Below are 20,008 nucleotides of genomic sequence, written 5' to 3' on the forward strand. Positions count from 1 at the left end.
TGAATGTGAACGCTTTCACAAGCGGCTGAGTAAGGAGCGGTGACGTGGACCTGGCTTTGGCGCCGGAGACCCTGGCGCGCTGGCAGTTCGGCATCACGACCGTCTACCACTTCCTGTTCGTTCCCCTGACGATCTCGCTGGCCGCGCTCACCGCCGGGCTCCAGACCGCGTGGGTGCGCACAGAGAAGGAGAAGTACCTCAGGGCGACGAAGTTCTGGGGCAAGCTCTTCCTGATCAACATCGCGATGGGTGTGGTCACCGGCATCGTGCAGGAGTTCCAGTTCGGCATGAACTGGTCGGACTACTCGCGCTTCGTCGGTGACGTGTTCGGTGCTCCGCTCGCCTTCGAGGCCCTCATCGCCTTCTTCTTCGAGTCCACCTTCATCGGCCTGTGGATCTTCGGCTGGGACAGGCTGCCGAAGAGGATCCACCTGGCCTGCATCTGGATGGTCTCGATCGGCACGCTGCTGTCGGCGTACTTCATCCTCGCGGCCAACTCCTGGATGCAGCACCCGGTCGGCTACCGCATCAACGAGGCGAAGGGCCGGGCGGAACTCACCGATTTCTGGCGCGTCCTCACCCAGAACACCGCTCTCAACCAGGTCTTCCACAGCTTCTCGGCGGCCTTCCTGACGGGCGGCGCCTTCATGGTGGGCATCGCCGCCTTCCACCTGATGCGCAAGAGGCACGTTCCGGAGATGCGGACCTCGCTGCGGCTCGGCCTGGTCACCCTGGCCGTCGGCGGACTGCTCACCGCGGTCAGCGGCGACACCCTCGGCAAGGTCATGTACGAGCAGCAGCCGATGAAGATGGCCGCGGCCGAGGCGCTGTGGGACGGCGAGCAGCCGGCGCCCTTCTCCGTGTTCGCCTACGGCGACGTCGACCAGGGCCACAACAAGGTCGCGCTGGAGGTTCCCGGCCTGCTGTCCTTCCTGGCGCACAGCGACTTCGAGTCGTACGTGCCCGGCATCAACGACACGAATGAGGCGCTCCGGCAGAAGTTCGGCCCGGGTGACTACAAGCCCATCGTCCCCGTCGCCTACTGGGGTTTCCGTTGGATGATCGGCTTCGGCATGGCGTCCTTCTCCCTCGGCCTGGTCGGGCTGTGGCTCACGCGCAAGAGGTTCCTCCTGCCGGCCGCCCTGCGGACCGGGGAGGACGAGGTACCGCAGCTGGTGCTGCTGAAGAAGCCCCTCGGCTCCAAGCTCACCCGGCTGTACTGGCTGCTGGCCCTGTGGACCATGGCGTTCCCGCTGATCGCCAACTCCTGGGGCTGGATCTTCACCGAGATGGGCCGCCAGCCCTGGGTCGTGTACGGCGTCATGCAGACGCGGGACGCGGTCTCCCCCGGCGTCTCCCAGGCCGAGATCCTCATCTCGATGATCACCTTCTCGGTGCTGTACGCCATCCTCGCCGTCGTCGAGGTGAAGCTGCTCGTGAAGTACGTGAAGGCCGGCCCGCCCGAGCTGACCGAGGCCGACCTCAACCCGCCCACGAAGATCGGCGGCGACTCCCGTGACGCCGACAAGCCGATGGCCTTCTCCTACTAGGCCGAGGGAGCTGCACAGTCATGGAACTGCACGACGTCTGGTTCGTCCTCATCGCCGTCCTGTGGATCGGCTACTTCTTCCTGGAGGGCTTCGACTTCGGGGTCGGCATCCTCACCAAGCTGCTCGCCCGCGACCGGCCCGAGCGGCGGGTGCTCATCAACACCGTCGGACCTGTCTGGGACGGCAACGAGGTGTGGCTGCTCTCGGCGGGCGGCGCCACCTTCGCCGCCTTCCCGGAGTGGTACGCCACCCTCTTCTCCGGCTTCTATCTGCCGCTTCTGCTCATCCTCGTCTGCCTCATCGTGCGGGGCGTCGCCTTCGAGTACCGGGCCAAGCGGCCCGAGGAGAGCTGGCAGCGCAACTGGGAGCACGCGATCTTCTGGACCTCGCTCCTCCCCGCGTTCCTGTGGGGTGTGGCCTTCGGCAACATCGTGCACGGCGTGAAGATCGACCAGGACTTCGAGTACGTCGGCACCGTCGGAGACCTGCTCAACCCCTACGCGCTGCTCGGCGGACTGGTCACCCTGACGCTGTTCACCTTCCACGGTGCGGTGTTCACGGCCCTCAAGACCGTCGGCGACATCCGGGAACGGGCGCGGAAACTGGCGACCAAGGTCGGTCTGGTGACGGCTCTGTGCGCGCTGGTCTTCCTGCTCTGGACCCAGATCGACAGCGGTGACGGCAAGAGCCTCGTCGCCCTGGTCGTGGCCGTCGCCGCCCTCGTCGCGGCGCTGGTGGCGAACCAGGCGGGGCGTGAGGGCTGGTCGTTCGCCCTCTCCGGCCTCACCATCGTGGCCGCCGTCACCATGCTCTTCCTGACGCTCTTCCCGAACGTCATGCCGTCCTCGCTCGACGCGGACTGGAGCCTCACGGTGACCAATGCCTCGTCGAGCCCGTACACCCTGAAGATCATGACCTGGTGCGCGGCCATCGCCACGCCGGTCGTCATGGTCTATCAGGGGTGGACCTACTGGGTCTTCCGCAAGCGGATCGGTACGCAGCACATCGCTGAGGCCGTGCACTGAGTCCGAGTGGGGACGTGTTTCACGTGAAACAACCGTTTCACGTGAAACACGCTCCCTGAGAAGAGGGTGTGTCTCCCGTGAAACCCATCGACCCGCGTCTCCTTCGATACGCCCGTGCCGCCCGCCGCTTCCTGGTGACGGTCGTCGCCCTCGGAGCCCTCGGAGCGGTATTGGTGATCGCCCAGGCGATGCTCATCGCCGAGGTGGTGGTCGGTGCCTTCGAGCAGGGTCGGCCGGTCGCGGAACTCCGCACGCCTCTGCTGCTCCTGGCGGCTGTGGCGATCGGCCGCGCGCTGGTCGCCTGGCTCACCGAACTGTCCGCGCACCGGGCCGGCGCCGCGGTGAAGTCGGAGCTGCGGGGCCGCTTGCTGGAGCGGGCGGCCCGGCTGGGTCCAGGGTGGCTGAGCGGGCAACGGACCGGTTCGCTGGTCGCACTCGCCACCCGAGGGGTTGACGCCCTCGACGACTACTTCGCGCGCTATCTGCCGCAGCTGGGCCTCGCGGTGGTCGTGCCGGTGGCGGTGCTGGCGCGGATCGTGACCGAGGACTGGGTGTCCGCCGCGATCATCGTCGGGACCCTGCCGCTCATCCCCGTCTTCATGGTGCTGATCGGCTGGGCCACGCAGTCGCGGATGGACCGTCAGTGGCGGCTGCTGTCCCGGCTGTCCGGGCACTTCCTGGATGTCGTCGCGGGGCTGCTCACGCTCAAGGTGTTCGGGCGGGCCAAGGCGCAGGCGGAGTCGATCCGGCGGATCACCGGCGAGTACCGGCAGGCGACGATGCGGACGCTGCGGATCGCCTTCATCTCGTCGTTCGCGCTGGAACTGCTGGCGACGCTCTCGGTGGCCCTGGTCGCCGTGACGATCGGCATGCGGCTCGTGCACGGCGAGATGGACCTGTACACCGGCCTGGTCATCCTCGTGCTCGCGCCCGAGGCGTACCTCCCGCTGCGGCAGGTGGGGGCGCAGTTCCACGCGGCCGCCGAGGGCCTTGCCGCGGCCGAGGAGATCTTCGAGGTACTGGAGACGCCGCTGCCGGCGGGCGGCGAGGGCGCGATACCGGCGGGTGGCGTGGCCTTCGAGAGGGTGACCGTCCGCTACCCCGGACGCTCCGCCGACGCCGTCTCGGACGTCTCCTTCACCGTCGACCCCGGAGAGACGGTGGCGCTGGTCGGACCGAGCGGCGTGGGCAAGTCGACCCTGCTGAGCGCCCTCCTGGGTTTCGTCAGGCCGGTCGAGGGCCGGGTGAGCATCGGGGGAGCCGATCTCGCGGACGTCGATCTCGAACAGTGGCGCTCCCGGATCGCCTGGGTGCCGCAGCACCCGCACCTCTACGCCGGCACGATCGCCGAGAACGTGCGACTGGCGCGCCCTGACGCCGATGACGCCGCCGTACGCCGGGCTCTCGGGGACGCGGGTGCGCTGGAGTTCGTGGACGCCCTGTCGGACGGTGCCGGGACGGTGCTGGGCGAGGACGGGGCCGGGCTGTCCGCCGGCCAGCGTCAGCGGCTCGCGCTGGCGCGGGCGTTCCTCGCCGACCGGCCCGTTCTGCTGCTCGACGAGCCGACGGCCGCGCTCGACGGGGCGACGGAGGCGGAGGTCGTGGCGGCCGTGCGACGCCTGGCGGCAGGTCGGACGGTCCTGATGGTGGTGCACCGTCCGGCGTTGCTGGCGGTGGCGGAACGGGTGGTGCGGCTGGAGGCGGCGGACGCGGCGGCGGACGCGGTGACACGGGAATCCGCGGTGGTCGCGTCTCGGGGCTCCGGAACCGTCCTGGAAGGGCCCGTAGCCATGGAGGGCCCGCAGGAGACGCGGACCGCTGCCGGGGAGGGCGGAGTCCTCGCCCGGGTGCGCGGCATGGCCGGTGCCCGGCGTGGCCGGATCGCTCTCGCGCTGCTCCTCGGCAGCCTGGCGCTCGGCAGCGCCGTCGGTCTCATGGCCACCTCGGGATGGCTCATCTCGCGTGCCTCGCAACAGCCACCGGTGCTCTATCTGATGGTGGCCGTGACCGCGACCCGGGCCTTCGGCATCGGACGGGCCGTCTTCCGGTATGCCGAGCGGCTGGTCGAGCACGACGCCGTGCTGCGGATGCTCGCCGACACCCGGGTCGCCGTCTACCGGCGGTTGGAGCGGCTGGCACCCGCCGGACTGGGGGGCACGCGCCGCGGCGACCTGCTGACCCGGCTGGTCGCCGATGTGGACACCCTCCAGGACTACTGGCTGCGCTGGCTGCTGCCCGCCACGTCCGCCGTGCTCGTCTCCGCGGGATCCGTCGCGTTCACCGCGTGGCTGCTTCCCGAGGCGGGGGCGGTCCTCGTCGTGGGGCTGTGCGCGGCCGGTGTGGGCGTTCCGCTGGTCACGGGCGCCGTGGCGCGCCGCGCCGAGCACCGTCTCGCCCCCGCGCGGGGGGTGCTCGCCACCCGCGCGGCCGACCTGCTCACCGGCACCGCCGAACTGACGGTCGCGGGCGCCCTGCCCGCCCGTACGGCCGCGGTCCGCGAGGCGGACTCCGTGCTCACCCGGATCGCCTCGCGCGCCGCGACCGCCACCGCGCTCGGCGGCGGGCTGACCGCGCTCGTCTCGGGACTGACGGTGGCCGCCGCCGCTCTGGTGGCTGTGCAGGCCGTCCATGACGGACGGCTGAGCGGAGTGACCATGGCGGTGGTCGTCCTCACGCCACTCGCCGCCTTCGAGGCAGTCCTGGGCCTGCCGCTCGCCGTCCAGCACCGCCAGCGGGTGCGGACCAGCGCGGAGCGCGTGTACGAGGTCCTGGACTCTCCCGAGCCGGTGCGCGAGCCTGCGCGGCCCCGCCGGGCGCCCGCGTCGCCGTTCCCGCTCGTCGTCGAGGGGCTGTCCGCCCGGCATGAGGGGCAGGACCGGGACGCGCTCACCGGTGTCGATCTCACCGTGGAACAGGGCCGCAGGATCGCCGTCGTCGGTGCTTCCGGTTCCGGCAAGACGACGCTCGCACAGGTGCTGCTGCGGTTCCTGGACGCCGAAGCGGGCTCGTACACGCTCGCAGGGGTGGACGCGAACGCCTTGGACGGGGACGACGTACGGCGGCTGGTCGGGCTGTGCGCACAGGACGCGCACCTCTTCGACAGCTCGGTCCGCGAGAACCTGCTGCTGGCGAAGAAGGACGCGACCGAGGACGACCTGCGGGACGCGTTGGGCCGGGCCCGGCTGCTGGAGTGGGCCGACGGACTGCCCGACGGGCTCGACACGCTCGTCGGCGAGCACGGCACCCGGCTCTCCGGCGGGCAGCGACAGCGGCTCGCCCTCGCCCGCGCGCTCCTCGCCGACTTCCCCGTCCTGGTGCTCGACGAGCCCGCCGAACACCTCGACCTGCCGACCGCCGACGCTCTCACCGCGGACCTGCTGGCCGCCACCGAAGGCCGTACGACGCTTCTCATCACCCACCGGCTCGCCGGACTCGACGCGGTGGACGAGGTGGTCGTCCTCCACGAGGGCCGGGTCGTGCAGCGCGGCGGGTACGCCGAGTTGGCCGGGGAGGAGGGACCGCTGCGCGAGATGGTCGAGCGTGAGGAGGAGGCGGAACTGCTCGTGGGGGCGCGCTGAAGCGCTGCCCCTCGCTCTGTCGGCGCGACGGCCCCGGCTTCCCCTCCCCGGCGAGCGCTCGGCACGGCCCGCGCCCGACCGGTCAGCCCTGGATCAGCCTCCGGCCCGGAGACGCTCGGCGATCAGCCGCTCGACGACGACGGCGACCCCGTCGTCGTTGTTGGCGACCGTCTGCCCGGAGGCCGCCGCGATCACGTCCGGGTGCGCGTTGCCCATGGCGTACGAACGGCCCGCCCAGGTGAGCATCTCGACGTCGTTCGGCATGTCCCCGAACGCGACGACCTCCTCGTGCGAGATGCCCCGCTCCGCGCAGCACAGGGCAAGCGTGCTGGCCTTGGAGACCTCGGGGCCGCTGATCTCCAGCAGGGCGCTGGGGCTGGAGCGGGTGACGTTGGCACGGTCGCCGATCGCCAGCCGTGCCAGGGTGAGGAAGGCGTCGGGGTCGAGCGTGGGATGGAACGCGAGGATCTTCAGCACCGGCTCCCCGGCCCCCGGAGCGTCCGGCGCCAGGAGCCGCTCGGCCGGCGCGAGGGAGTCGGGGACCTCCAGGTGCATCCTGGGGTACTCCGGCTCCTGGTAGAAGCCGTACGTCTGCTCGATCGCGTACATGGTCCCGGGCGCCGCCTCGCGCAGCAGCCGTACGGCGTCCAGGGCGTTCTCCCGGGCCAGTTCGCGCACCTTCACGAACCGGTGGGCGCCGGGACCGCCGTGCAGATCGACCACGGCGGCGCCGTTGCCGCAGATCGCCAGGCCGTGCCCGTGGACGTGGTCGCTGACGACGTCCATCCAGCGGGCGGGGCGTCCGGTGACGAAGAAGACCTCGATGCCCGCCTTCTCGGCGGCGGCGAGCGCCGCGACGGTGCGCGGGGAGACCGACTTGTCGTCGCGCAGCAGGGTCCCGTCGAGATCGGTGGCGATCAGACGCGGTGGGGTGGCGGCGGTCGGGGTCTCGGGCTGTCGAGTCGCTGAGGTCACCCGGTCATTCTCCCGTACCGCGCCGCACGGCCGTGCGAGAGCCCGCACGGATGAGGCGGGGCCGGACGGCATCCCAGGTCGGCAGGGGTGACCGGGGTCGCGATCGGCCCAGCCGCGCCGCCTCTCCACCGCCTCGGCGGCCTCAGCGCAGCTGCGCCGGGGCCTCCATGGCGATCCGCTCGAAGATCTTCTCGTCCGCGGCGAAGTCGGAGTCCGGGATGGGCCAGTGGATGACGATCTCCGTGAAACCGAGCGCCTGATGGCGACCGGCGAAGTCGACGAAGGCGTCGAGGGACTCCAGCGGCCGGCCGCGGTCCGGGGTGAACCCGGTGAGCAGGATCTTGTCCAGGGTGCTCACATCCCGTCCCAGCGACACGCAGGCGTCGGTGAGCTTCTCGACCTGGCCGCGTACGGCCTCGACCGACTGCGCCGGGGTGCCGTTCTCGAACAGCTTGGGGTCGCCGGTGGTCACCCAGGCCTGGCCGTGGCGCGCGGCGAGCTTCAGGCCGCGCGGACCGGTCGCGGCGACGGCGAAGGGGAGCCGCGGGCGCTGCACACAGCCGGGGATGTTGCGCGCCTCGTGCGCCGAGTAGTAGTCACCCTCGTAGGACACCGAGTCCTCGGTGAGCAGCCGGTCGAGAAGGGGCACGAACTCGGCGAAGCGGTCGGCCCGCTCGCGTGGGGTCCACGGTTCCTGGCCGAGTGCGGTGGCGTCGAAGCCGGTGCCGCCGGCCCCGATACCGAGCGTGACCCGGCCGCCGGAGATGTCGTCCAGCGAGATCAGGTCCTTGGCGAGGGTCACCGGGTGCCGGAAGTTCGGCGAGGTCACCAGGGTGCCCAGGCGCAGTCGCTGGGTGGCGGACGCGGCAGCGGTCAGCGTCGGGATCGCGCCGTACCAGGGACCGTCACGGAAGGTGCGCCAGGACAGGTGGTCATAGGTGTACCCGGTGTGGAAGCCGAGCTGCTCGGCGCGTGTCCAGGACGAACGGCCGCCCTCTTGCCAGCGGCGGTACGGGAGGATCACGGTGCTCAGTCGCAGACTCATGGCTCCGAGCGTATGCGGCGACGGTGTTTCACGTGAAACGGTCACCATGCGCGCCGCAAGGCGTTCAGTGCCCGGCGGGGAAACGCAGGTACCGCGGTGGTACGGCCTTCGTCAGCCAGACCCCGTTCGCGCTCACGTGAAAGACGTGACCGTCGAGGCACATGGCCTGCGCCTCCACGGCGAGCACCACCGGCCGCCCTCGGCGGGCGCCGACCCGGGTCGCGGTCTCCCGGTCGGCGGAGAGGTGCACGTCGTGCCGGTTCATGGCCCGCAGTCCCTCGGCCCGGATGGCATCCACATACCGGGCCACGGTCCCGTGGTAGAGGTAGGGCGGCGGGGTCGCGGGCGGGAGGCCGAGGTCCACGTCGATGCTGTGACCCTGACTGGCGCGGATGCGCGTGCCCTCGACCGCGAAGCGCTTCTTGTCGTTGGCGGCGACGACGTGGTCCAGCTCTTCCCGCGTGAAGCGGAATCCGCCGGCCTCGGCGGCCGCGATGAGCGTCTCGATCTCGACCCAGCCGGCCTCGTCGAGGGACAGGCCGATGCGCTCGGGTTGGTGGCGCAGATGCTTCGAGAGGTACTTCGACACCTTCACGGTGCGTCTTTCATCCATCCGATCAGCATGACGGGCGAGATGCGGATCACGCATGGAGTTTTGTGCGCGATGTTTGGTCCACAGACAACTGTAGTTATCCACAGGCGCGTTGGGGATTCTGTGGACAACAGACAGTGATGACGCCGTAGTTGAGCAACGCGCGCCGATGGCAGTCAGCTTGGGACCGGGGACGCCAAAGAAGTACGGGGAGCGCCGACTTCGGCTCTCCGGCGTTCCCGTCCGCCCAACTCTCCTACAGCGGAGGGTCCACCCGCGCGAGTCGCCTCAACAGCCGCGGCGCGAAACGGGACAGCGCGTACGAAACTCTCGCCTCGGGTGTCACCGGGACCATCGCCTGGTCGCGGACGACGGCACGCAGGATCGCGTCGGCGACCTTCTCCGGCGGGTAGTTGCGCAGCCCGTACAGACGCGCGGAGCGCTGCTGCCGACGCTTCTCCTCCACCGCGTCGACACCGACGAACGTCGCCGTGGCGGTGATGTTGGTGTTGACCAGGCCGGGGCAGACCGCCGTGACTCCGATGTCGTGCCCGGACAGTTCGGCGCGCAGGCATTCGCTCAGCATCAGCACGGCCGCCTTGGACGCGCTGTAGGCCGGCAGCGACCTGGAGGGCTGGAAGGCGGCCGCGGAGGCGGTGTTGACGATGTGGCCCCCCTGGCCCCGATCCGCCATCTGCTTCCCGAAGAGGCGGCAACCGTGAATGACTCCCCACAGGTTGACGTCCAGAACCTTGCGCCAGTCCTCCGGCGTGGTGTCGAGGAACGAACCCGACAGCCCTACGCCCGCGTTGTTCACCAGCACGTCCACCACGCCGTGTTCGGCCAGGACCTTCGCCGCGAGCTGCTCCATCGCCTGCTCGTCGGACACGTCCACCGTCTCCGCCCAGGCGTCCGCGGCACCCGTCAGGCGGGCCGTCTCAGCGGTCCGCGAGGCGCTTTCGGCATCCCGGTCGACGGCGATCACCCGCGCGCCCGCCGCGGCGAACGCGCATGCCGTCGCCCGTCCGATACCACTGCCCGCCCCGGTGACCAGCACCAACTGCCCGCCGAAACGCTCGGCGTACGGACCGGCCGTCTTCGGACCGGCCGTCTTCGGACCGGCCGTCTTGGGACCTGCCGTCTTGGGACCTGCCGCCTTCGGCACGGGCGCCGCCCCTCGCGCATCCCCCTCGGCTTCGACCGAGTTCACGAACTCCGTGATCCAGGAGGCCAGCTGATCCGGGCGCGTGCGCGGCACCCAGTGCTTCGCCGGAAGCGTCCGGCGGGTCAACCGTGGAACCCACAGCTCCAGGTCGTCGTACAGCCGCTCCGACAGGAACGCGTCCCCCAAGGGAATGACGAGCTGTACGGGCACGTGCGCGTGGGCGTCCGGGCGCGGACGACGCAGCCGCGGCCGTACGTTGTCCCGGTACAGCCAGGCACCGTGAGCGGCGTCGGAGGGCAGCGAGGACGTGGGGTAGTCGCCGGCGGGCACCTTCTCCAGCCGCCGCAGGATCCCGGGCCAGCGCTTGCCCAGGGGGCCGCGCCAGGCCAGCTCGGGCAGCACGGGGGTGTGGAGCAGGTACACGTACCAGGACTTCGCGCCCTGGCCGAGGAGTTGGCCGACGCGGCGCGGAGTGGGCCGGCTGAGGCGCCTGTCGATCCAGTGACCGAAGTGGTCGAGGGACGGGCCGGACATCGACGTGAAGGACGCGATCCTGCCCCTGGTCCGCTCGACCGTGACGAACTCCCAGGACTGCACCGAGCCCCAGTCGTGCCCGACCAGATGCACCGGACGGCCGGGGCTGACCGCGTCCACGACCGCGAGGAAGTCGTCCGTCAGCTTCTCCAGGGTGAAGCCGCCCCGCAACGGCCGAGGCGCGCTCGACCGGCCGTGGCCCCGGACGTCGTACAGGACGACATGGAAGCGGCCGGAGAGCCGGGACGCGACCTCGGACCACACTTCCTTGCTGTCCGGATAGCCGTGCACCAGGACGACCGTCGGCCGCCCGGCATCCCCCATTTCGGCCACGCACAGCTCGATCCCGCCGGTCCGCACCCGGCGCTCCCGCGCACCCTCCGGCATCGTCACTTCTCCTCCGTCTTCCCCTGCGCCCGGCACCGCACCCGCGGCAGGTCGTCGTCCCGCCAGGAGGCGCTCTCCTGGCGATCCCGTGCGTCGGTGACCACCAGGACCTCCTCGAACATCGTGCCCGCATCCCGGAACGTGAGAGGGGGTCCGACCGCCCGCACCGGCAGGCCGAAGGCGAGTTCGCGGGTCTGTGACGTCGTCATGCCACCTCGTCCCACCGGTCCGCGCCGACTGCGGTACGTGTCCGTCACGTGACCATGCCGAATCTGGCACTTGTTAGAGAGAGCGTCAATAGGGCGTACGGGACGCCTGGTACCGATGTCATCTAGCTCTCAGGATGGGGAACCCCTACGGTCCCGTACATCTCGAGTCTGAGACGAGGACAGCTCTGCGGTCTGACGACTGACGTGGCCGGCGTCACTATCGTCGTAGTCGTGACTGTGATCGCGACCGAAAGCCTGAGCAAGCGGTTCCCCCGGGTGACCGCTCTCGACCGGCTCTCCATGGACGTCGGACCCGGTGTGACCGGACTCGTCGGTGCCAACGGGGCCGGCAAGTCCACCTTGATCAAAATCCTGCTGGGTCTGTCCCCCGCCTCCGAGGGCCGCGCCGAAGTGCTCGGGCTCGACGTCGCGACCAAGGGCGCCGCCATCCGGGAGCGCGTCGGCTACATGCCGGAACACGACTGCCTGCCGCCCGACGTCTCGGCCACCGAGTTCGTCGTGCACATGGCCCGCATGTCCGGCCTGCCGCCGACCGCCGCGCGGGAGCGCACCGCCGACACCCTGCGCCACGTCGGACTGTACGAGGAGCGCTACCGCCCCATCGGCGGCTACTCGACGGGCATGAAGCAGCGCGTGAAGCTCGCCCAGGCCCTGGTCCACGACCCGAAGCTGGTCTTCCTCGACGAGCCGACCAACGGCCTCGACCCGGTCGGCCGCGACGAGATGCTCGGCCTGATCCGCCGCATCCACACCGACTTCGGGATCTCGGTCCTGGTCACCTCCCACCTGCTGGGCGAACTGGAACGCACCTGCGACCACGTCGTCGTCGTCGACGGCGGCAAGCTCCTGCGGTCCAGCTCCACCACGGACTTCACCCAGACCACCACCACCCTCGCCATCGAGGTCACCGACACGGACGAGCATCCGGACGGTACCCGCACGGTCCGCGAGGCGCTCCACGCGCGCGGGATCGCCGTGCTCGACGCCGACAGCGGCCTGCCCGGCGCGGGCCACGTCCTGCTGCTGACCGCCCAGGGCGAGGACACCTACGACGTCGTACGGGACGTGGTCGCCGACCTGGGCCTCGGCCTGGTGCGCATGGAACAGCGCCGGCACCACATCTCCGAGGTCTTCCACGACAGTGACCAGCAGCGGAAGGAGGCCGTCGGCCATGGCAGTTGAGCACCCGGTGACCGCCCCCTCGGGCGACCAGACCCGCATCCACAACATCGGCTACCGCAGTTACGACGGCCCGCGCCTGGGCCGCGCCTACGCCCGCCGCTCCCTCTACTCGCAGTCCCTGCGCGGCGCCTACGGCCTCGGCCGCTCGGTGAAGTCCAAGGTGCTTCCCATGCTGCTGTTCGTGGTGATGTGCGTGCCCGCGGCCATCATGGTCGCCGTCGCGGTCGCCACGAAGACCAAGGAACTCCCGCTCGAATACACCCGCTACGCGATCGTCATGCAGGCCGTCATCAGCCTCTACGTCGCCTCGCAGGCACCGCAGTCCGTCTCGCGCGACCTGCGCTTCAAGACGGTGCCGCTCTACTTCTCCCGGCCGATCGAGACCGCCGACTACGTCCGCGCCAAGTTCGCGGCGCTCGCCTCCGCCCTGTTCATCCTCACGGCCGCACCCCTGCTGGTGCTCTACGTGGGCGCCCTGCTGGCCAAGCTCGACTTCGCCGACCAGACCGAGGGATTCGCCCAGGGACTCGTCTCCGTGGCACTGCTCTCGCTGCTCTTCGCCGGCCTGGGCCTGGTCATCGCGGCGGTCACCCCGCGCCGCGGCTTCGGCATCGCGGCCGTCATCGCCGTCCTGACCATCTCCTACGGCGCCGTCTCCACGCTCCAGGCCATCGCCGACGCCCAGGGCAGTGCCGGAGCCATCCCCTGGATCGGGCTGTTCTCGCCGGTCACCCTCATCGACGGCGTGCAGTCGGCGTTCCTCGGCGCCGATTCCGCCGCTCCGGGCGGCATCGGCCCCTCCAACGGGGAGGGCGCCGTCTACGTCCTCGTCTGCCTGGGCCTGATCGCCGCGTGCTACGGCCTCCTGATGCGCCGCTACAAGAAGGTGGGACTGTGACCACGCTCTCCCTCGACCACGTCTCCCGCTGGTTCGGCAACGTGGTCGCCGTCAACGACATCACCATGACCGTCGGCCCCGGAGTCACGGGCCTCCTCGGCCCCAACGGCGCCGGGAAGTCCACCCTCATCAACATGATGGGCGGCTTCCTCGCCCCCTCCACCGGCACCGTCACCCTCGACGGCCAGCAGGTCTGGCGCAACGAGGGCATCTACCGGCACATCGGGATCGTCCCCGAGCGCGAAGCCATGTACGACTTCCTCACCGGCCGGGAGTTCGTCGTCGCCAACGCCGAGCTGCACGGCCTCGGCGCCAAGGCCGCGCAGAAGGCCCTGGCCACGGTCGAGATGGAGTACGCGCAGGACCGCAAGATCGAGACGTACTCCAAGGGCATGCGCCAGCGTGTGAAGATGGCCAGCGCCCTCGTGCACGACCCGTCGCTGCTCCTGCTGGACGAGCCCTTCAACGGCATGGACCCGCGCCAGCGCATGCAGCTCATGGACCTGCTGCGGCGCATGGGCGACGAGGGCCGCACGGTGCTGTTCTCCTCGCACATCCTCGAGGAGGTCGAGCAACTGGCCTGGCACATCGAGGTCGTCGTCGCCGGACGCCACGCGGCCAGCGGCGACTTCCGCAAGATCCGCCGGCTCATGACCGACCGACCGCACCGCTACCTCGTGCGTTCCAGCGACGACCGCGCCCTCGCGGCCGCGCTGATCGCCGACCCGTCGACCGCAGGCATCGAGGTCGACCTCGCCGAGGGAGCCCTGCGCATCCAGGCCGTCGACTTCGCCCGCTTCACCTCACTGCTGCCACGGGTCGCCAGGGACCACGGCATCAGACTGCTCACGGTCTCGCCGTCCGACGAGTCCCTCGAGTCCGTGTTCTCGTACCTGGTCGCGGCGTAGGAGGCCGAAGATGTACGACCCCACAGTCGCCCGACTCACGTACCGGGCCCTGCTCGGCCGACGCCGGGCCCTCATCCTCGGCGCGCTGCCGTTGCTGCTGATCGCCATCTCGGTGGTGGTGCGCGGCCTCGCCGGCGCGGACGACCAGACCGCGTCCGACCTGCTCGGCGGCCTCGCGCTCGCCACCATGGTGCCGATCATCGGCGTCATCGCCGGCACGGGCGCGATCGGGCCGGAGATCGACGACGGCTCCGTGGTCTATCTGCTGTCCAAGCCGCTGAAGCGGCCGACGATCATCTTCACCAAACTCATCGTCGCCATCGCGGTGACGATGGTGTTCTCCGCTCTGCCCACCCTGATCGCCGGGTTCATCCTCAACGGCAACGGCCAGCAGATCGCCGTCGCCTACACGGTCGCCGCGCTGGTGTCCTCCATCGCCTACGCGGCACTGTTCCTGCTGCTGGGCACGGTCTCCCGGCACGCGGTGGTCTTCGGCCTCGTCTACGCCCTCGTCTGGGAGGCGCTGTTCGGTTCGCTGGTGCCGGGCGCGCGCACGCTCAGCGTCCAGCAGTGGTCGCTGGCCGTCGCCGACAAGGTCGCCGGCGGCGACCTGATCACCTCGGACGTCGGGCTGACCACGGCGACCGTCCTGCTGGTGGCGGTGACGGTGCTGGCCACCTGGTACGCGGGACAGAAGCTGCGGGCGTTGACGCTGGCGGGGGAGGAGTAGGACGGCGGGACTCCCTGCCAGGGCCCTCACACCGGCCGCGGCAGGGACTTCGGCATCGGCTTCGGCAGGGCTGCCGGGGCTTCTGACGGGGGCTTGATCTCCGTCCGGGCACACTGGGCCGACGGATACGGCCGTGGGAACGGCGGGAGGTCGGGATGGCGGACGAATCGGCGCGGTTCGGCGATCGTGAGCGCGGGGAGGACCCCGGGCCGTCGGAAGCAGGGACGCCGGACCCGGCCGTGGAGCGGCGGGTCCCGGAGCAGGGCTCGCACGACGGCTTGGGAGATGTCGTCCTCGACGAGGACTTCGTACGGTCCGCCGAGACCTCAGAGCCGTCCGCCCGTGCACGGATGCTCGCCGCGCGCTGGCGTGCGCAGGAACCCGAGCCCCAGCCCTGGCGCTCGGACGAACCGCCGGCGGGGTGGTTCTTCAGCAAGGCGCGCCGACGCAGGTGGCGCCGCCGGTAGGGCGGCGACGGACGAGGTCGACTCGGTCGGGTGGGAACCCACGGAGTCCGTCACTCGCACAGACGTTTTATTCGGTGGCGTCCAACTCGGTGCGTGGGCAGGATGGTTGTTGTCCGAAGCGCCGGGAGTCCGGCGCCACACGCTGGGAGAGGAGCTGGGCGATGCCCATGCACGGCAGTACGTCCAGCTCCCGACAGGGCAGCCGACGGCGGTCTCCGGAGTAGTTACCCCTCCCAGGAGTCCGCCCTACGGGGAGCTGCCCGGGGCGGCCGCTTCGAGCACGCGATGTCGCTCTCGCGTGAGGCCGCCCACCCGGAGGATTGGCCGAGTGGCAAGGCACCGGCTTGCTAAGCCGTGGTCGGGGGAAACCCCGCGCACGTTCGATCCGTGCATCCTCCGCGAGACGTTGTCACTTTGACCGGGCCGGGGATTGTGGCCTGGGGTATGTCGAGAGGGCTCTGGGCGGATGCCGCCGGGCTGGGGGAAGGGGTCTGGTGGAGGGGAGGGCGGTCGGGTGCGAGTGCGTCGTGGCTGGTCGCGCAGTTCCCCGCGCCCCCTGGCGCCTGCGGCGATCCCCGGTGGCTCTCGTCCCCTGGTGCCTGCGGCGGCCCCCGGTGGCTCTGGCGTCGGCGACGATTGGCGGCGGAAATCTGGTGCCTGTGGCGAGTTTCGGCGGCTCTGGCGCCCGTAGCTGTTCTCGGTGGCCCTGCGCCTGGCGCCCCAGGCGATACTCGGCGGCCTGATGGCCTGATGGCCTGATGGCCTGGCGGCCTGGCGGCCTGGCGGCCTGGCGGCCTGGCGGCCTGACGGGTCTGTGCGGGGCTGCGTCGCGCTGCTTGCGGGTTGTGTTTCGTGGCTGTGCGGGGCCTGTCCGCGGGTTGCCGGGCGGTGTGCCTCGCGCCCGGCTATCCCAGCAGTCTTTCCAGGACCACCGCGATGCCGTCCTCATCGTGGGAAGTGGTCAGTTCGTCGGCCACTGCCTTCAGTTCCGGGTGGGCGTTGGCCATGGCCACGCTTCTGGCGGACCAGGCGAACATGGGGATGTCGTTGGGCATGTCACCGAAGGCGATCGTGTCCGCGGCCTTCAGGCCGAGGCGGCGGGCCGCCAGGGAGAGGCCGGTGGCCTTGGACAGGCCCAGGGGGAGCAGTTCCACGATCCCCGCGCCGGCCATCGCGACCGTGACGAAACCGCCTGCGGCCCGGCGGGCCGCCTCGGCCAGCTCGTCGTCCGACAGCTCCGGATGCTGGACGTAGATCTTGTTCAGCGGGGCCGCCCAGAGATCCGACGCGTCGGTGAACGGCGTCGACGGGAGCCTGCCGGTGACCGCGTAACCGGGGCCGACCAGCACCTCCCCTTCCAGCCCGTCCCGGCTCGCCGCCAGGTGGAGCGGGCCGACCTCCGCCTCGATCTTGGCCAGTGCCACCCCGGCCAGCTGCCGGTCCAGGGTCACCGAGGTCAGCAGGCGGTGCGTGCCGGCGTCGTAGACCTGGGCGCCCTGACCGCAGACGGCGAGGCCGTCGTAGCCGAGGTCGTCGAGGATGTGCCGGGTCCACGGGACGCCACGGCCGGTCACGACGATGTGGGCCGCGCCCGCCGCGGTGGCCGCGGCGAGGGCGTCACGGGTGCGACGGGAGATCGACTCGTCGGAGCGCAGCAGCGTCCCGTCCAGGTCGGTGGCGATCAGCCGGTACGGAAAGCCCGGGGCGGCGGCCTCGCTCACTTGGCCACCGGCTCCAGGACTTCTCGGCCACCGAGGTAGGGGCGCAGCACCTCGGGCACGCGCACGGAGCCGTCGGCCTGCTGGTGGTTCTCCAGGATCGCCACGATCGTGCGCGGTACGGCGCACAGGGTGCCGTTGAGGGTGGCCAGCGGGCGGACCTGCTTGCCCTCGCGGACGCGGATCGACAGGCGGCGGGACTGGAACTCGGTGCAGTCCGAGGTCGAGGTCAGCTCGCGGTACTTGCCCTGGGTCGGGATCCAGGCCTCGCAGTCGAACTTGCGCGCGGCCGACGAACCGAGGTCACCGGAGGCGACGTCGATCACGCGGAACGGCAGCTCCAGCGAGGTCAGCCACTGCTTCTCCCACTCCAGCAGACGCTGGTGCTCGGCCTGCGAGTCCTCCGGGGTGACGTAGGTGAACATCTCCACCTTGTCGAACTGGTGGACGCGGAAGATGCCCTTGGTGTCCTTGCCGTGCGAGCCGGCCTCGCGGCGGAAGCACGGGGAGAAGCCCGCGTAGCGCAGCGGCAGCCGCTCGGCGTCGATGATCTCGTCCATGTGGTACGCCGCGAGGGCGACCTCGGAGGTGCCGACGAGGTAGAGGTCGTCCTTGTCGAGGTGGTAGACGTCCTGGGCCGCCTGGCCGAGGAAGCCGGTGCCCGCCATGGACTGCGGGCGGACCAGGGCCGGCGTCAGCATCGGCGTGAAGCCGGCGGCCGTGGCCTGGGCGATCGCCGCGTTGACCAGGGCCAGCTCCAGCAGGGCGCCGATGCCGGTGAGGAAGTAGAAACGCGATCCGGAGACCTTCGCGCCGCGCTCGACGTCGATGGCGCCGAGCAGCTGACCCAGCTCCAGGTGGTCCTTGGGCTCGAAGCCCTCGGCGCCGAAGTCGCGGATCGTGCCGTGCGTCTCCAGCTCGACGAAGTCCTCCTCGCCGCCCACGGGCACCTCGGGGTGCACGAGGTTGCTGAGCCGGAGGGCGAGTTCCTGGGTCTCCGTGTCGGCGGCGTCGCGCGTGGCGTCGGCGGCCTTGACGTCGGCGGCGAGCTGGCCCGCCTTCTTCAGCAGCTCGGCCTTCTCGTCCGGAGACGCCTTGGGGATGAGCTTGCCGAGCGCCCTCTGTTCGGCACGCAGCTCGTCGAAGCGGACGCCGGACGACCTGCGCCGCTCGTCGGCGGACAGGAGAGCGTCGACGAGCGCGACATCCTCTCCACGGGCGCGCTGGGAGGCGCGCACACGGTCGGGGTCCTCACGAAGCAGGCGAAGGTCAATCACGTGGTCAAGGCTACCGGTGCGGGGTGACGCCTCACGACTCACTATTGCGTAACACGCCTTACGGACCGTTATGAGGGAATTGCCCTATGTGGGCGCAGACTGTTTCCCGCGTCAATGGAGTGTGCCCGGCTGCCTGGTCGGGGCGTCCTGCGGCAGGGTGTTGACTCTATTTCCTTGTCCGGAGGGGGACTTGGGTGGGTGGTTGTCCACAGGAATCTGCCTACCGGGAAAGTTATCCACAGGCTGTGCGAAAGATCTGTGGACATGGGAATTGATCATTCCGAGGAGCGGCCGCGGGTGGGTGAATTCCTTGATCAAACGTCGTCCGCACCCGCTTTCGGGTGGAAATGGGTCCCCCCAAGGGATTGATCGAAGGAAACAGGTGGACGAAGGGTGACCTGTCGAGCCAGAGCCCGTTGGGGAGCCTGTGGGGCGATTTGTCGACCGAATGACCCTTCGGTGTCGACTTGTCCCCAGGTCGAGATGGCGTCCTGTGGATAACTCCTGTGGATAACGAAGATATGCAGGTAGGACCAGTCAAAAGGCGCGCATGAGGCGTGCACAAGGCGCATGACACGGCGGTGCAGGACGGGCGGAGGGCAGATAGGAGCCGCGTGTCGACTTCCCGTAGAGCCGCGTGCGACTTCCCGTAACCCGGTCGGCTACGAGCGGACTCGGTCCGACTCAGTCCGCCTCGGTCCGGCCCGGTCGATCCGGTCGATCCGGTCGATCCGGACTAGAACCGGCCGTCCTGGCAGCGCGTGACCCATTCCGCCGCCGCCATGAACTCGCCCTCCGAGGTCCCCGGCAGCGGCGTCCGCACCTGGGCCGCGGTGACGTCCGCGCGGGGGTACGAGCCGAGGAAACGGACATCGCGGCAGATGCGCTTCAGGCCCATGAGGGCCTCGGCCATCCGGCGCTCCGAGATGTGACCGGCCGCGTCGATGCAGAAGCAGTAGTTGCCGATACCGGCGCCGGTCGGCCTCGACTGGAGCACCATCAGGTTGATGCCACGGGTGGCGAACTCGCCCAGCAGGTCGCGCAGCCCACCCGGGTGGTCGTCTCGCTGCCACAGCACCACGGACGTCTTGTCCGCGCCGGTCGGCGCGGCGGGCCGGGCGGGGCGGCCCACCAGCACGAAGCGCGTCTGCGCGTTCTCCGCGTCGTGGATCTCGGTCTCCAGCGCCTCGAGGCCGTACCGGGCTGCCGCGAACTCGCCCGCGAAGGCGGCGTCGTAACGGCCTTCCTGGACCAGGCGGGCGGCGTCCGCGTTCGAGGCGGCCGACTCCCACACGGCGTCCGGGAGATGGGTCTTCAGCCAGTTGCGCACCTGTGGCTGCGCGGCCGGGTGAGCCGAGACCGTCTTGATCTCGGACAGTTTCGTACCCGGCCTGACCAGCAGCGCGAAGGTGATCGACAGCAGCACCTCGCGGTAGATCATCAGCGGTGTGCCCGCGACCAGCTCGTCGAGGGTCGTGGTGATCCCGCCCTCTACCGAGTTCTCGATCGGCACGAAAGCGGCCTCGGCCTCGCCGGTGCGGACCGCGTCGAGAGCGGACTGCACGGACACATACGGGATCAGCTGCCGGGTGGCCGCCTCCGGAAGCGTGCGCAGGGCGACCTCCGTGAAGGTGCCCTCGGGGCCGAGATACGCATAGCTCGCTGGCATGACCTCACCCTAATGGGCCTTGCGGAGTGGGGAGCCCGCGTCTCACGTGCGCCCCTCACGCGAGTGAACCGGCGTGAC

At 70.3% G+C, this 20,008-nt stretch carries 16 protein-coding genes and 1 tRNA gene; 9 read left to right on the forward strand and 8 right to left on the reverse strand.

Going from position 1 to position 20,008, the window contains the following annotated elements; all coding sequences use genetic code 11:
- Positions 1–44 precede the first annotated feature (44 nt).
- The 3 genes from ACFYO5_RS26840 (at position 45) to cydD (ending at position 6,153) form a co-directional block, all read left to right on the forward strand.
- Positions 45–1,550 carry a cytochrome ubiquinol oxidase subunit I gene (locus ACFYO5_RS26840; RefSeq protein ID WP_388713305.1) on the forward strand — a complete coding sequence of 502 codons (1,506 nt, stop codon included), beginning with the start codon at positions 45–47 and terminating at the stop codon, positions 1,548–1,550.
- Positions 1,551–1,570: 20 nt separating this feature from the next.
- A complete protein-coding gene (cydB, locus tag ACFYO5_RS26845) occupies positions 1,571–2,575 on the forward strand; it encodes a cytochrome d ubiquinol oxidase subunit II (RefSeq protein ID WP_388713308.1) in 1,005 nt (334 codons plus the stop codon).
- Positions 2,576–2,652: 77 nt separating this feature from the next.
- Positions 2,653–6,153 (forward strand): thiol reductant ABC exporter subunit CydD, encoded by a 3,501-nt coding sequence (cydD, locus tag ACFYO5_RS26850; protein ID WP_388713312.1) that lies wholly within the window; start codon positions 2,653–2,655, stop codon positions 6,151–6,153.
- 93 nt (positions 6,154–6,246) lie between these two features.
- Here cydD and ACFYO5_RS26855 read toward each other — a convergent pair whose 3' ends face one another.
- The 5 genes from ACFYO5_RS26855 to ACFYO5_RS26875 all read right to left on the reverse strand — a co-directional run bounded on the left by ACFYO5_RS26855 (position 6,247) and on the right by ACFYO5_RS26875 (position 11,060).
- Positions 6,247–7,128 carry an HAD hydrolase family protein gene (locus ACFYO5_RS26855; protein ID WP_388713315.1) on the reverse strand — a complete coding sequence of 294 codons (882 nt, stop codon included), beginning with the start codon at positions 7,126–7,128 and terminating at the stop codon, positions 6,247–6,249.
- Between the two features lie 142 nt (positions 7,129–7,270).
- The gene (locus ACFYO5_RS26860; RefSeq protein WP_356569969.1) at positions 7,271–8,173 is read right to left on the reverse strand and encodes an LLM class flavin-dependent oxidoreductase; all 903 of its coding nucleotides are present in this window, start codon (positions 8,171–8,173) and stop codon (positions 7,271–7,273) included.
- Positions 8,174–8,237: 64 nt separating this feature from the next.
- The gene (locus tag ACFYO5_RS26865) at positions 8,238–8,786 is read right to left on the reverse strand and encodes an RNA 2'-phosphotransferase (RefSeq protein ID WP_388713318.1); all 549 of its coding nucleotides are present in this window, start codon (positions 8,784–8,786) and stop codon (positions 8,238–8,240) included.
- Between the two features lie 235 nt (positions 8,787–9,021).
- Positions 9,022–10,851, reverse strand: coding sequence for an SDR family oxidoreductase (locus tag ACFYO5_RS26870; protein ID WP_388713691.1), 1,830 nt, complete (start codon positions 10,849–10,851; stop codon positions 9,022–9,024).
- A gap of 2 nt (positions 10,852–10,853) precedes the next feature.
- The gene (locus tag ACFYO5_RS26875) at positions 10,854–11,060 is read right to left on the reverse strand and encodes a hypothetical protein (RefSeq protein WP_388713321.1); all 207 of its coding nucleotides are present in this window, start codon (positions 11,058–11,060) and stop codon (positions 10,854–10,856) included.
- 237 nt (positions 11,061–11,297) lie between these two features.
- Here ACFYO5_RS26875 and ACFYO5_RS26880 point away from each other — a divergent pair, with 237 nt between their 5' ends.
- The 6 genes from ACFYO5_RS26880 to ACFYO5_RS26905 all read left to right on the forward strand — a co-directional run bounded on the left by ACFYO5_RS26880 (position 11,298) and on the right by ACFYO5_RS26905 (position 15,665).
- Positions 11,298–12,263: an ABC transporter ATP-binding protein gene (locus ACFYO5_RS26880; protein ID WP_388713694.1), complete on the forward strand. Its 966-nt coding sequence runs from the start codon at positions 11,298–11,300 to the stop codon at positions 12,261–12,263.
- On the forward strand, positions 12,253–13,161 hold the full coding sequence (locus tag ACFYO5_RS26885; protein ID WP_356569965.1) for an ABC transporter permease: 909 nt from the start codon (positions 12,253–12,255) through the stop codon (positions 13,159–13,161). The genes ACFYO5_RS26880 and ACFYO5_RS26885 overlap by 11 nt, the downstream gene beginning before the upstream one ends.
- Entirely contained in the window at positions 13,158–14,069 is a 912-nt protein-coding gene (locus ACFYO5_RS26890; protein ID WP_356569964.1) for an ABC transporter ATP-binding protein, read from the forward strand. The genes ACFYO5_RS26885 and ACFYO5_RS26890 overlap by 4 nt, the downstream gene beginning before the upstream one ends.
- A 10-nt stretch (positions 14,070–14,079) precedes the next feature.
- Positions 14,080–14,799 (forward strand): ABC transporter permease, encoded by a 720-nt coding sequence (locus tag ACFYO5_RS26895; RefSeq protein ID WP_356569963.1) that lies wholly within the window; start codon positions 14,080–14,082, stop codon positions 14,797–14,799.
- A gap of 239 nt (positions 14,800–15,038) precedes the next feature.
- On the forward strand, positions 15,039–15,266 hold the full coding sequence (locus ACFYO5_RS26900) for a hypothetical protein (protein WP_388713697.1): 228 nt from the start codon (positions 15,039–15,041) through the stop codon (positions 15,264–15,266).
- Positions 15,267–15,580: 314 nt separating this feature from the next.
- A tRNA-Ser gene (locus tag ACFYO5_RS26905) sits at positions 15,581–15,665 on the forward strand.
- A gap of 506 nt (positions 15,666–16,171) precedes the next feature.
- Here the strand turns inward: ACFYO5_RS26905 and ACFYO5_RS26910 are convergent.
- From ACFYO5_RS26910 to pheA, 3 genes are all read right to left on the reverse strand, one after another.
- Complete coding sequence (locus ACFYO5_RS26910; RefSeq protein WP_388713325.1) at positions 16,172–16,987, reverse strand: HAD family hydrolase; 816 nt, start codon at positions 16,985–16,987, stop codon at positions 16,172–16,174.
- Positions 16,984–18,261 carry a serine--tRNA ligase gene (serS, locus tag ACFYO5_RS26915; protein WP_388713328.1) on the reverse strand — a complete coding sequence of 426 codons (1,278 nt, stop codon included), beginning with the start codon at positions 18,259–18,261 and terminating at the stop codon, positions 16,984–16,986. The genes ACFYO5_RS26910 and serS overlap by 4 nt, the downstream gene beginning before the upstream one ends.
- 736 nt (positions 18,262–18,997) lie before the next feature.
- Positions 18,998–19,930 carry a prephenate dehydratase gene (gene pheA, locus ACFYO5_RS26920; RefSeq protein WP_356569959.1) on the reverse strand — a complete coding sequence of 311 codons (933 nt, stop codon included), beginning with the start codon at positions 19,928–19,930 and terminating at the stop codon, positions 18,998–19,000.
- Between the last annotated feature and the right edge of the window lie 78 nt (positions 19,931–20,008).

This window comes from Streptomyces sp. NPDC006259 (assembly GCF_042870975.1).
Taxonomy (GTDB): Bacteria; Actinomycetota; Actinomycetes; order Streptomycetales; family Streptomycetaceae; genus Streptomyces.

Coding starts and splice junctions, on each gene's coding strand:
- cydB (WP_388713308.1), top strand. CDS start 1,571: ATGGAACTGCACGACGTCTGGTTCGTCCTCATCGCCGTCCTGTGGATC.
- ACFYO5_RS26860 (WP_356569969.1), bottom strand. CDS start 8,173: ATGAGTCTGCGACTGAGCACCGTGATCCTCCCGTACCGCCGCTGGCAA.
- ACFYO5_RS26865 (WP_388713318.1), bottom strand. CDS start 8,786: ATGGATGAAAGACGCACCGTGAAGGTGTCGAAGTACCTCTCGAAGCAT.
- ACFYO5_RS26870 (WP_388713691.1), bottom strand. CDS start 10,851: ATGCCGGAGGGTGCGCGGGAGCGCCGGGTGCGGACCGGCGGGATCGAG.
- ACFYO5_RS26875 (WP_388713321.1), bottom strand. CDS start 11,060: ATGACGACGTCACAGACCCGCGAACTCGCCTTCGGCCTGCCGGTGCGG.
- ACFYO5_RS26885 (WP_356569965.1), top strand. CDS start 12,253: ATGGCAGTTGAGCACCCGGTGACCGCCCCCTCGGGCGACCAGACCCGC.
- ACFYO5_RS26895 (WP_356569963.1), top strand. CDS start 14,080: ATGTACGACCCCACAGTCGCCCGACTCACGTACCGGGCCCTGCTCGGC.
- pheA (WP_356569959.1), bottom strand. CDS start 19,930: ATGCCAGCGAGCTATGCGTATCTCGGCCCCGAGGGCACCTTCACGGAG.